The sequence below is a fragment of the Streptomyces flavotricini genome (genome assembly GCF_020639365.1).
GTDB lineage: Bacteria > Actinomycetota > Actinomycetes > Streptomycetales > Streptomycetaceae > Streptomyces > Streptomyces flavotricini.
The window spans coordinates 297,880-309,638 of record NZ_JAINUL010000001.1 but is presented as its reverse complement, the minus strand read 5'-3'; the positions used below and the strand labels follow the sequence as shown (position 1 = coordinate 309,638).

The following is an 11,759-nucleotide window of genomic DNA, read 5'->3' as shown; positions in this document are numbered from 1 at the left end:
GCCTCAGTTCCCGTACGCCTTGGCGGCCTCGGCTTCGAGTTTCGCCGCCGCGCCCTGCGGGTCCGACGGGTCGCGCAGGAAGTCCTGGAGGAGTTTCCATTCGCCCGCGCCCTTGGTGCCGCCGAACGCCGCCGGGGCCTGGTCCGACATGTCGAAGCGGACCGAATCACCCGCCGCGACGAGCGACTTGGCGGTGTCACGCGTGGTGTCGTCGCCGTAGGCGGCGAGATCGACCTTGCTGTTCGGGGACAGGAAGCCGCCCGCACCGGCCCAGACCTCGGCCGCGTCGGGGCCGGCCAGGAATTCGAGGAGCTTCATGCCGGCCTTGCCGTTCTTGCCGTCCTTGAGGACGACGGCCGCGTCACCGCCGCTGACGACAGGCGCGCTGCCGCCGTCGACCGCGGGGAACGGGAAGAACTTCGCGTCCTCCCCGAGCTTCTTGCCGAACTGGTCCTTGGCGATCCCGCCGACGAAGTCGCCCTCGTAGACCATGCCCGCCTTGGGCTCGGGGCCGAAGACCTGCTCGACCGACGAGGGGAAGTCGGTGCCGAGGGCCGTCTGGGCGCCGCCGGCCACGAGCTGCTTGTCCTTGAACAGTTCACCGAGCGTGGTCAGCGCCTTGACGACGCTGTCGTCGGTCCACTTGAGCTTGTGCTGGGCGAGCTGGTCGTACTTCTGCGGCCCAGCCTGCGAGAGGTAGATGTTCTCGAACCAGTCGGTGAGGGTCCAGCCGTCCTCGCCGGCTATGGCGAAGGCCGGGCGGCCGGAGTCGGCGAGGGTGCGGCCGGCCTTCAGCAGGTCGGCGTAGCTCTTGGGCTCGGCGGCGACGCCGGCCTGGGCGAAGGCCTGGGGGGCGTACCAGACGGTCGACTTGTGGGCGGCCTTGAAGTAGAGGCCGTAGTAGGTGCCGTCGACGCTGCCGTAGTCCTTCCACACCGGGGCGAGGGAGGAGCCGGCCGTCTTGGCGGCCTCGTCGGACAGCGGCTGGAGCCAGCCCTCCTTGGCGAACTGCCGGAGCACGCCCACCTGGGGGGCCATCACCACGTCGGGCGCGTTGCCGCCCTCGATCTTGCTGCCGACGAAGGTGGAGACGTTGTCTCCGGACGGGACGAAGACGGTCTTGGCGCCGGTCTTCGCGGTGAAGGCGTCCAGGACCTTCTTGAAGTTCTTCTGCTCGCTGCCGGTCCAGACACCGGCCACGGTGACGGTCTGGCCGCTCAGTTCGCCGCCGCTCGCGGGGCCGGTGGCGGTTCCGCAGGCGGTGGCACCGAGGGCGAGGGCGAGGGCCGCCGATGCGGTGGCCGCGGTCCGCCGGGTCGTCTTGCCGGGTCGTCGCATGATGAAGTCCTTTTTCGTGAGGGAAAGCGTCGGGAGAGGGGCGGGACAGGGGCGGCCGACCGGGTTCGCCGCGGTCGACCAGGGGTCACGGCGTCGGGCACTCCGCCGTCCACCAGGCGGCGGTCGCCGCGGGGAGCACCCCGTCGGGGCAGGGGCCACTGGCGAGCAGCGGGGTTCCGGCGACGGGGGCGGGCACCGGCTCCGTACCGAAGTTGACCGCGCAGACAAGGCCGTCGCCGCGGGCCATCGCGAGTACCTGCGCCGGTGCGTCCAGCCAGCGCAGGGTGCCCTCGCCGAGCTGCGGCAGGCTGCGCCGCAGCTGGAGGCCTTCGCGGTAGAGGTGCCAGAAGGAACGGGTGTCGGCCAGGGCCCGGTCCGTGGAGTGCTCGGCGAACCACTCGGGCTGCGGCAGCCACGGATTCGCGCCGGGCACGCCCTGGCTGAAGCCGAAGGGGGAGGCGTGCCCCGACCAGGGCAGCGGCACGCGGCAGCCGTCCCTGACGTGCTTGCGGCTGCCGGTGCGGTGGAAGATCGGATCGGTGAGGACCTCGTCCGGCAGGTCGAGGACCTCGGGCAGTCCGAGCTCCTCGCCCTGGTAGACGTAGGCCGCACCGGGCAGCGCGAGCATCAGCAGGGCGGCGGCGCGGGCGCGGGCGGCTCCCAGCCCGCTGCCTTCCACCCCGGGCTCGCCCGCGTAGCGGGTGACCGTACGGACCTGGTCGTGGTTGTTGAGCACCCAGGTGACGGTGGAGCCGGTGCCGGCGATGTCCCGTATCGCCTCGGTGATCGTCGCGCGGAAGGCGTCGGCGTCCCAGGGTGCGCTGAGCAGGTCGAAGAAGAAGGCCTGGTGCAGTTCGTCGGGGCGGACGTACGCGGCGTGCTCGCGCGCGGTCGGCACTGACACCTCGCCGACCAGCAGCCGCTCCCGGCCGTCCAGGACGCCGTACTCCTCGCACACCGCGCGCCAGCGGCGCCACACGCCGTGCACCTCGGGCCGGTTCCAGGCCAGCTGGTTGACCGCGTCGCGGGCGCGCTCGTCGGCTCCGGGATCGTCGGAGTCGGGCAGTTCGGGGTGCTTGAACAGTCCGGCGGCGACGTCGATGCGGAAGCCGTCGACACCGCGGTCCAGCCAGAAGCGCAGCACCCGCTCGAACTCGTCGCCGACGGCGGGGTCACGCCAGTTCAGATCGGGCTGCTCGGGAGTGAACAGGTGCAGGTACCACTCGCCGGGGGTGCCGTCGGGCTCCTGGACGCGGCTCCAGGCGGGACCGCCGAACATCGCGCGCCAGTTGTTGGGCGGCTCGGCCCCGGTCGGACCGCGTCCGGGGGCGAAGTGGAAACGGGAGCGCTGCGCACTGCCCGGAGCCCCGGCGAGCGCCGCGCGGAACCACGGGTGTTCGCTCGAGCAGTGGTTGGGGACGATGTCGAGCAGCAGCTTGAGTCCGAGGCGGTGGACGTCCGCGACCAGCCGGTCGAACTCGGCGAGGTCGCCGTAGACGGGGTCGACGCCGCAGTAGTCGGCGACGTCGTAGCCGTGGTCGTGCTGCGGGGACGGGTAGAACGGGCTGAGCCAGATGCCGTCGACGCCGAGCTTGCGCAGGTAGGGGAGTCCGGCCCGGACGCCGGCCAGATCGCCGATGCCGTCGCCGGTGCTGTCGAGGAAGCTGCGGACGTAGACCTGGTAGATCACCGCGTCGCGCCACCAGGGGGCCGGTGCGGTGGCGGTGGGGGAGGGGTGGCCGGAGTCGGCCGGAAGGGTGCTGAGCATCTCGCGTCGACCTGTTCTGCTGAATGCGAGAGCGCCCCAGAGCGGGTGCGCTGTTATGTATGCATGTTAAGTAGCAGCGACTGGAAGGTGTCAACGATGTGTCCAGAAATGGCGAAAGACTGGGGTGATTTGTGCAGGTATCTCCGCTCGCACGACGAAGGGCCTCTACTTAACATGTAAGTAGAGGCCCTTCGGGATGGCCGCGACGAGGGGCAGTCAGCCCCTGCGGGAGAGGGGCCCGAGCTCGCGTGCGAGCCGCGCCACGGCCTGCTCCGGCGTCTGGCGCAGCGCCATCACGTCCTGCGCCACGGCCTGCACGGCGAGGCTCACCTGGTCGTAGCGCGGACTCTTGGGGCGGGGCACCGCCGACAGCACGCTCTGGCGGAGCGTGGGCAGATAGGGATACGCGCGGACCAGCTCGGGGTCCTCGTACAGCGCGGCGCGCACCGGTGGCAGCGAGCCCTTGGTCAGCACCTGCCGCTGGACCCGTTCACTGGTCAGGTAGGAGATGAGATCGGCCGCGGAGGCGGGATGCCGCGCATGGCTGCTCACGGCGAGGTTGGAGCCCCCCAGCACACTGGTGCCGGGCCCGTCGGGTCCGGGCAGCGGCACGGCGCCGAACCTGCCCGCGACCTTCGAGCCGCTCGCCCCGGCGTCCGCGTACACGTACGGCCAGTTCCGCAGGAAGAGCAGCCGGCCCTCCTGGAAGGCCCGCCGCGACTCCTCCTCCTTGTAGCCGAGCGCGTCACGGGAGATCCAGCCGTCCCGTACGCCGTCCGCGAGGAAGCGCAGACCGGTGCGCGCCGCGTCGGAGTCCACCGTCACCCGTGCGCCGTCGTCGCGCAGGATCGAACCGCCCGCCGACTGCACTGCCTCGGTGACGTTGACGGTGAGGCCCTCGTACGGGAGGAACTGGCCGGCGTACCCGTCCAGTCCGTACTTCGGGGCGATCGTGCGCGCCTGGCGGGCCAGCTCGGCCCAGGTGCGCGGCGGTTGCTCGCCCTCCCGGTCCAGGAGGTCCTTGCGGTAGTACAGAAGTCCCGCGTTCGTCACGTACGGGACCGCGTACAGGCGTCCGTCGAAGGTCGCGGTGTCGACGACCGGCCGCAGGAAGGCGTCCAGGGGGAAGCGCCCGCGCTCCAGCGGGGAGATCCAGCCGGCCGCCGCGAACTCCGAGGTCCATGCGACGTCGATGTTCAGCACGTCGAACCGGTCGCGGCCCGAGCGCAGTTCGCTGATCATCTGCGCCCGGGTCTCGTCGGCCGAGTCGGGCAGTTCGACGAGCGTGACCCGTTCGCCCGGGTGGGCTTCGTTCCAGTCGTCGAGGAGCGGGGAGAGGTAGTCGGTCAGATCGCCCGCCGTCACGAGCGTCAGGGGACCGCGGCCCGCGGAAGCCGCGCCCGCGTCGGAGCGGACGCCGAAACCCGCGTACCCCGCCAGCACCACCGCCGCCACCAGGAGAGCTCTACCCGCGGCACGTGTCCACCGCATAGATTCCTCCCAGCGCACGACGCAGTGCTCGATCCGGCTGCGCCGCCGACCACCGTGGCCTATATATACCCGTTAGGCATGGGCGATACTAGACGTCCAGGCAGACGAGCCGGAGGGCGGCGCCACCCGGCCCGTTGCCGAGTGAACCGTTGACTACGGAGCGGGAAGGAGGGGGAGCGAGTGCGGCTGGCGCTCCTTGCGCTCCTCACCCGTAGCCCTGCGCACGGTTACGAGCTGAAGCAGGACCTTGAGAAGCTCTTGGGTGCCGCGTACCCTCAGCCCAACGTCGGCCAGATCTACGTCACCCTCGGCCGGCTGGAGAAGAGCGGCCTCATCGAAGGCGAGGACGTCGAGCAGTCGGGCCGGCCCAACAAGCGTACGTACAGGCTGACGGACGCCGGGCGCGAGGCCGTACTGGCCTGGTTCGAGGAAACCGCCGAGGAACCCCGGGTACGGGACGAGTTCTTCATGAAGCTGGCGCTCGCTCCACAGTCCGGCCTGGCCGACCCCATCGCCCTGATCAACAAGCAGCGGCGGCAGTACCTCAACACCATGCGGGACCTGTCCAAGCTGGCCGCGGCCGAGGACCGCGACAACAAGATCTCCCACCTGCTGATCGAGGGCGCCATGCTGCACCTGCAGGCCGATCTCGACTGGCTGGAACGCTGTCAGGAGGAGCTGGAATGAGCGACGACGCCACCACGGCTCCGGCCGTGCCCGCCGACACCGTCGCCGCCGCCGGTGCGGTGCCCATCGTGCGCGCCGAAGGCCTGACCAAGACGCACCACGGCGAAGGCCTGCCGGTGCACGCCGTGCGCGGGGTGGACCTGTCCGTCCGGCCGGGGGAGTTCGTCGCGGTCACCGGACCGTCGGGAGCGGGCAAGTCCACACTGCTGCACCTGATCGGCGGACTCCAGCGGCCCGACAGCGGAAAGCTGTGGCTCGCCGGGGAGCGCGTCGACGAGTACCGCGAGGCCCGCTGGGCGGTCCTCAGGCGCCGCAGCATCGGCGTCGTCTTCCAGTTCTTCAACCTGGTCTCCAACCTCACCGTCGCCGACAACGTCGAACTGCCCGCCCTGCTCGCCGGCGCCTCCCCGAAGGCCGCCCGGGCATCCCGCGCCGAACTGCTCGCCGAGCTGGGCCTCGAAGGCCGCGAGCGGTCGATGCCCGGCGAGCTGTCCGGAGGAGAACAGCAGCGGGTCGCGCTCGCCCGCGCACTCGTGAACCACCCCGCCCTCCTGCTCGCCGACGAACCGGCCGGCAGTCTCGACAGCAAGGGCACCCGCGAGGTGCTGCGGCTGCTCTCCCGCTTCCACCAGCGCGGCCAGACGATCATGATGGTCACCCATGACGCCCGGATGGCCAGCGCCGCCGACCGCGTCATCAGCTTCTTCGACGGGCGCATAGCCGACGACGCACACCTCGACGGCGGACGGCGCGCGCCGGTCCGCGGCGTCTCCGGGGTACTGGACCTGGAACTGGAACCGAAGCAGTGACCGTGCGCGCCACCCTGCGCTGGGCCCACGCCGACTTCCGCGCACACCGGGGCGAAGCACTCTCCGTCGTACTGGCCAGCGCCGGGATCATCGCCTCGCTCCTGCTGGCCGGCGCACTCTTCAGCTACGCCGCCAACCCCTGGCAGCGGATCTTCAACCAGTCCCACGGCGCGCACATCTGGCTGCACACCCGCGCGGGGGCGGACGCGGACGCCCTGGCCGGCCTCGACGGCGTCGCGGCACTCTCCGGGCCCTACCGCACGGCGGCGACGACGGTCGAGGCGCACGGCGCACGGGCCGGGGTCACGCTGCGCGCGGCCGCGACGGCACCCCCGGAGACGGGACGGCCGCTCGTCACCTCCGGCGGCTGGCTCACCCGTCCGGAGGCCGGTACCCGTACCCGTACCCGTACCGGCACGGACGCCGGTGCGGGTACCGGTGCCGTCGTACTGGAGGCCTCGGTCGCGCGGGCGCTGTGGGCCGAGCCCGGCGACACCGTACGGGTCACCGGACCGGACGGCGCCCCGCACGCCCTGCGGGTGAGCGGCATAGCCGAGGTGGCCGAACCCCGCTACCACCCGGGCGGCGCGTCCGGCATCGGCTGGGTGCTCGACGCGGACCTCGACGAGATCGCCCACGGGGCCACCGGGCAGAGCGTGGGCCTGCGCCTGGCGGATCCCGACGACACCGACTTCATCGTGCAGCGCGCCGTGACCGTGCTCGGCGCCGACCGGGTGGCCCAGGTCACCAAGTGGCAGCAGGCACGAGCCGAGGCGGGCGGCGACGACCGGCTCCTGGGGCAGGTGTTCGCCGTCTTCGGGCTCGGAGCACTGCTCGCGGCGGCGCTCGCCGCGGCCGGCGCCATCGGGGCCCGGGTCCGCGGCCAGCTGCGGGACATCGCGATCCTCAAGGCCGTCGGCTTCACCCCCGGCCAGGTGGCCCGCGGATTCCTCGTACAGCACCTGGCCTTCGCCCTCCTCGGCGTGACCCTCGGCACGACCGCGATCGCCCTGCTCGGCGCCCGCATACCGGGGCGCATCGGTGAGGCGGCCGCGGTGTGGCAGGACCTTCCCGGTCACACCGGGCTCATGATCGGAGTGCCCTGCGGTGCGGTGCTGCTGATCGCGGCCGCCACCGGGCTGTCGGCCTGGCGGGCCGGACGGGTGCCACCCGTGCCGGTGGCCCGGGCCGCTCTGCCGTCCGCCGCGCCGATGACCGCCCTCAGCAGGCGGGCCCTCGGAATGCGGGTGCCTCCCGCACTGGTGCTGGGGTGGCGCGCGGCGTTCCCGCGCCGGGGCCGGACGCTCGTACCCGTGGCCCGCCTCGCCCTGCCACTGGTGCTGATCACCGTCGCGCTCGTCGCCTGGTCGACGCTGGACCAGTTCCGCAGCCGGCCCGCGCAGATGGGGCTGCCCGCGGCCCTGACCGTACGCACCGAACAGCCCGCGGGAGCTGCCGACGCGGAACTGGAGAAGGTACTCGCGGCCGTCCCGGACGTCGCCGAGGTCCATCCCGGCGCCGAGGTGGCGGCGCTCGTACCGGGCCAGACCGGCACCATCACGCTGCGCGGGCTGGGCACGGCCGGGTCCCCGTACCCCTCCACGGTGGTGGAAGGACGCCCGCTCGAAGGCCCGGACGAGGCGGTGGCCGGGCAAGGGCTGCTCGATCTCCTCGGGGTGCGCGTCGGTGCGTGGGTGCGGATGACCGTGGAGGGCCGGCCGCAGATCCTGCACCTGGTCGGCCGCTCCATCGAACCCGAATCCGGGGGCCGGGTGATCACCACGACCCTCGACGCGCTGCGCGAGCGCGATCCGGCGCTGCGGCCCGACTTCCACGCCCTGGTGCTGCACAAGGGCGCGGACCCCCGGGCGGTGAGCGCCGCGCTCGCCACGGCGGCGGGCGGGACGCTGGAGGTCCGGGAGACCCCCAATCCGGCCGACCGGCTGGAGCCGGCGCGCGCGGTGATCGCCGCCCTGATCGCGGTGCTGGCGCTGATCGGACTGACGGAACTGCTGACGCTGATCAGCACGGGCGTTCGCGACCGGGGCCGGGACCTGCTCGCACTGAAGGCGATCGGGCTGACGCCCCGGCAGATCGGCTCGGTGATCGTGACGGCCGCCGGACTGACCGCGCTGGCCTCCGCCGTGGTGGGGACGGTCCTGGGAGTGCTGTCCGGCAGCTGGCTGGTGGACGCGCAGGGCGCATCGAGCGGGATCGGCGCGGGCATCGCCCGGTTCCCCTCGGCGCCCGTGCTGTCGGTGGTGGTCGCCGGAGCGGTGCTCGGAGCGGTGCTGGCGGCGCTGGTGCCGGCGACCCGGACCGCCCGGCGCAGGCTGGCGGACTCGCTGAGCGACACGCTCTGACCGGACCGGACCGGTGGGGCGGTGCGCCTGACCGGAGCCGCGGCGCTCAGCGTGCGCGCTGCGCGCCCGGCCTCGTGTCCGGGCCCGGCGCGGCCGGTTCGACGGTCACCGTGATGAGCGTTGCGGCCGCCACGCTGGCCAGGGCGAGCCCGGCGGCGAGCCGGCGGGAGGGAGCGGACTTGCGGTGCCGGGCGGCCGCCCGGCGGGCCCGCGGCTGCGGCTCGGAAGCCGGAGCGGGCGCCACGGGAAGCGCGGGCTCCTGGGGTGTGGAGTACGGGTTCATCGGAGAATCGGCGTCCTCAGTAGGTGAAGCACTCTGAGTGGATGCGTGCGGACGGGACGCCCGCCCTGAGCAGTGACGTGGTCGTGGCGTCGGCCATGCCGGGCGGCCCGCAGAGGTAGACGTCGCGGTCAACCAGGTCGGGGACGAGGGCGTGCAGGGCCTGGGGCGCGAGCGGGTCGTACGCGGCGTCGGAACGGCCCACCAGGTAGTGCAGTGCGGCCTTGCGGGACGCGGCGATGGCCTCCAGCTCGGCGCGCAGGACCAGTTGGTCGGCGTCGCCCGCGCGGTAGAGCAGCGTGAGGTCGCCGGGGCTCGCGGGCAGGGACTCGAAGAGGGCGCGCATCGGAGTGATGCCGATGCCGCCCGCGATCAGCAGGACCTTGGGGCGGGTGCGGCGCCGCCCGGTGAGCGCGCCGAACGGGCCGGTCGCCAGGACCCTGGTGCCGGGCCGCAGCCCGCGGACCCTGCGGGAGTGCCCGCCGAGGGCCTTCACGGTGATGCGGAGGCGGTCGTCGCGGGCGGGCGCGGAGAGCGAGAACGGCAGGGCGGTGTGCCACAGGCCGCCCCGCAGGAAACGCCAGCGGAAGAACTGACCCGGTTCGGCCCGCAGTTCGCGGAGCCTGTCCCCTTGGATGGTGACGGAGACCACGCCGGGGCCCTCGTGCTCCACGCTGGCGACGCGCAGTCCGTGCCGCAGGGCCTGGCGGACCGGGACGATCGCGCGGTACCAGGCGAGCAGTACGCCGACGACGGTGTGCAGCAGGGCCCAGAACCAGGTGGTGAAGGCGGTGACGGCGACGTCGGGGCCGGCCAGCTGGTGGACGAATCCCAGCGCGGCGGCGAGGTAGGTCAGCAGGTGGACGCCGCGCCAGGCTTCGTGCGAGACGCGGCGGCGTACGGCACGGGCGGAGATCAGGCCCGCGCCCGCGAGCAGGGCGCCGCCCGCGAACGCGGCGATGAGGGCCGGGTAGCGGAACATGGCCCCGGTGGCGGTCAGCAGGTCGGTCCCGGTGCGCAGGGCGTACACGACGAGGGCGAACATTCCGTGGGCACCGCACAGGACCAGGACCCAGCGGCCGCCGAAGGCGTGCCAGCGGGCGAGTCGGTCGGCGCCGACGCCGTGCTCGACTGCCGGTACGCGGGCCATCAGGAAGAGCATGACGAGGATCCCGTAACCGGCGAGGAGCCCGCTGAGGTGCGCGGCGGCCCCGATCAGCTCGTCGGGCCGGGCGGAGGGGTGCACCTGGGCGGCCCACAGCAGGGTGACGAGGACCGCACCGGCGGCCAGCCCGGCGCGCAGTCGCTCGGAAGCGGTCTTCATCCGAGTCGCCCCACGCCTGGAGCGCACGGCGGAGTGGGCGGGAGGGTCATGCCAAGGTCCGTTTCGCTCGGTGCTGCAGGGGCATAGCAGCGGCAACTATGCGCAAACGCAATCAGGGCGAGCAATGGTGATGCACACAGGATGAGGTCCATCACGTGCGACGATATGCGGCTTATGTCATGACATTGGCGATATAAGTGCCCAAACGGAAGGGGTTTGCCGCCCCCAGCGGACGCATGCTTGGGGCATTCTTTGCACTTTCACACCAGCACCCAAGCGAAGAACATTGATGTCAGGGAGCATGCTCGGGCGGCGCTCTCCACCCGCGCTCTCAACCGGCCGAAGCGCGACGGATCGCGCCGAGGGCGCGCGTCACGTCCTCGTCCGTCGTCGACCAGTTGCTCACCGAGATCCGCATGACGCGACGGCCGCGCCACGACGAGCCGCTGATCCACACCGTGCCGTCGGCGAGCAGCCGGGCGAGCACCCCGTCGGTGCGCTCGTCGCTGCCGAAGCCGGCGCACACCTGGGTGAACACCACGTCGTTGAGCACGCTCGCGCCGTCGATCCCGGCGATGCCCGTGCCGAAGGCGCGGGCGTGCCGGCACAGCCGCTCGACGAGATCGGCCACTCCCGACCGGCCGAGGGACCTGAGCGCGGCCCACACGGTGAAGGCCCTGCCGCGCCGGGAGAGTTCGGGCACCTTGTCGATGGGGTCGCCGTACTCGTCCTGGATGAGGTAGTCACCCTGCAGGCCCATGGACGCCCGGACCGTGGACGGGTCGCGCACGATGGCGAGCCCGCAGTCGTACGGGACGTTCAGCGTCTTGTGGGCGTCCGTCGCCCACGAATCGGCGTCCGCGCAGCCCGCCGTCAGGTGCGCGTACCGCGGCGACGCGGCAGCCCACAGCCCGAAGGCGCCGTCCACGTGCACCCACGCGTCCGCCGCGCGCGCCGCACGGACCGTCTCGACGAAGGGGTCGAAGGCGCCGGTGTGGATGTCTCCGGCCTGGAGGACCACGATCGTCGGAATCCGCCCGCCGGCCGCCAGCGCGCTGCGCAGGGCCTCCGGCACGATGCGCCCCTCACCGTCCGACGCCACCGGCTCCGGCCTGCCCAGCCCGAGATAGCGCAGCGCCAGGTCAACGGTGATGTGGCGGTCCTCGCCCACGAGGACGCGGACCGCCGGCCCGCCCGCGAGGCCATCGCGGGCGACGTCCCGGCCCGCGCGGCGCAACACCGCGTCGCGCCCGGCGGCGAGGCAGGTGAAGTTCGCCATCGTGGCACCCGTGGTGAAGCCGACGGCGCTGTCGCCCGGCAGGCCGAGCAGGTCGAGCAGCCAGCTGCCGGCGACGTCCTCCACCGCCGCGTACGCGGGCGAGACGGCACGCATCACACAGTTCCGGTCCCACGCGCTGACCAGCCAGTCCGCGGCCAGGGCGGCCGGTTCGGTGCCGCCGATCACGAAACCGTAGAAGCGGCCGCCGGGAAACGCGGTGAGCCCCGGCTCACAGGCCGTGGCCAGCAGGTCGACGACGTCGGCCGGCGAGCTCGGACCGTCGGGCAGCGCGGTACCCAGCGCGCGCACGATCTCGTCGACCGGAGCGCGGGCGGGAACCGGGCGGTCGTCCAGGCTCGACAGCCACCGGGTGGCATGGCCGTACGCCCGTCGGAGCGCCTCTTCGCGCGCGTCCATACC

Annotated in this window: 9 protein-coding genes; 3 read left to right on the top strand and 6 right to left on the bottom strand. The window is 72.7% G+C overall.

The window, feature by feature from the left end; translation table 11 throughout:
• Positions 1 to 3: 3 nt before the first annotated feature.
• The 3 genes from K7B10_RS01585 to K7B10_RS01575 all read right to left on the bottom strand — a co-directional run bounded on the left by K7B10_RS01585 (position 4) and on the right by K7B10_RS01575 (position 4,597).
• On the bottom strand, positions 4 to 1,338 hold the full coding sequence (locus tag K7B10_RS01585) for an ABC transporter substrate-binding protein (RefSeq protein WP_229334150.1): 1,335 nt from the start codon (positions 1,336 to 1,338) through the stop codon (positions 4 to 6).
• A gap of 85 nt (positions 1,339 to 1,423) precedes the next feature.
• Positions 1,424 to 3,106, bottom strand: a complete 1,683-nt coding sequence (locus tag K7B10_RS01580) for a glycoside hydrolase family 13 protein (protein WP_229334149.1) — start codon at positions 3,104 to 3,106, stop codon at positions 1,424 to 1,426.
• A gap of 216 nt (positions 3,107 to 3,322) precedes the next feature.
• The gene (locus K7B10_RS01575) at positions 3,323 to 4,597 is read right to left on the bottom strand and encodes an ABC transporter substrate-binding protein (RefSeq protein WP_229334148.1); all 1,275 of its coding nucleotides are present in this window, start codon (positions 4,595 to 4,597) and stop codon (positions 3,323 to 3,325) included.
• A gap of 180 nt (positions 4,598 to 4,777) precedes the next feature.
• Here K7B10_RS01575 and K7B10_RS01570 point away from each other — a divergent pair, with 180 nt between their 5' ends.
• From K7B10_RS01570 to K7B10_RS01560, 3 genes are read left to right on the top strand one after another with little or no spacing between them, the layout of a single operon-like run.
• Positions 4,778 to 5,284, top strand: coding sequence for a PadR family transcriptional regulator (locus K7B10_RS01570; protein WP_229334147.1), 507 nt, complete (start codon positions 4,778 to 4,780; stop codon positions 5,282 to 5,284).
• Entirely contained in the window at positions 5,281 to 6,093 is an 813-nt protein-coding gene (locus K7B10_RS01565) for an ABC transporter ATP-binding protein (RefSeq protein WP_229334146.1), read from the top strand. The genes K7B10_RS01570 and K7B10_RS01565 overlap by 4 nt, the downstream gene beginning before the upstream one ends.
• Positions 6,094 to 6,095: 2 nt before the next feature.
• On the top strand, positions 6,096 to 8,456 hold the full coding sequence (locus tag K7B10_RS01560) for an ABC transporter permease (RefSeq protein ID WP_229344687.1): 2,361 nt from the start codon (positions 6,096 to 6,098) through the stop codon (positions 8,454 to 8,456).
• A 46-nt stretch (positions 8,457 to 8,502) separates the two neighbouring features.
• Here the strand turns inward: K7B10_RS01560 and K7B10_RS01555 are convergent, their stop codons facing one another.
• The 3 genes from K7B10_RS01555 to K7B10_RS01545 all read right to left on the bottom strand — a co-directional run bounded on the left by K7B10_RS01555 (position 8,503) and on the right by K7B10_RS01545 (position 11,756).
• Positions 8,503 to 8,739 carry a hypothetical protein gene (locus K7B10_RS01555; RefSeq protein WP_229334145.1) on the bottom strand — a complete coding sequence of 79 codons (237 nt, stop codon included), beginning with the start codon at positions 8,737 to 8,739 and terminating at the stop codon, positions 8,503 to 8,505.
• Positions 8,740 to 8,755: 16 nt separating this feature from the next.
• Positions 8,756 to 10,060: a ferredoxin reductase family protein gene (locus tag K7B10_RS01550; RefSeq protein WP_229334144.1), complete on the bottom strand. Its 1,305-nt coding sequence runs from the start codon at positions 10,058 to 10,060 to the stop codon at positions 8,756 to 8,758.
• Between the two features lie 331 nt (positions 10,061 to 10,391).
• On the bottom strand, positions 10,392 to 11,756 hold the full coding sequence (locus K7B10_RS01545; protein WP_229334143.1) for a pyridoxal phosphate-dependent decarboxylase family protein: 1,365 nt from the start codon (positions 11,754 to 11,756) through the stop codon (positions 10,392 to 10,394).
• Between the last annotated feature and the right edge of the window lie 3 nt (positions 11,757 to 11,759).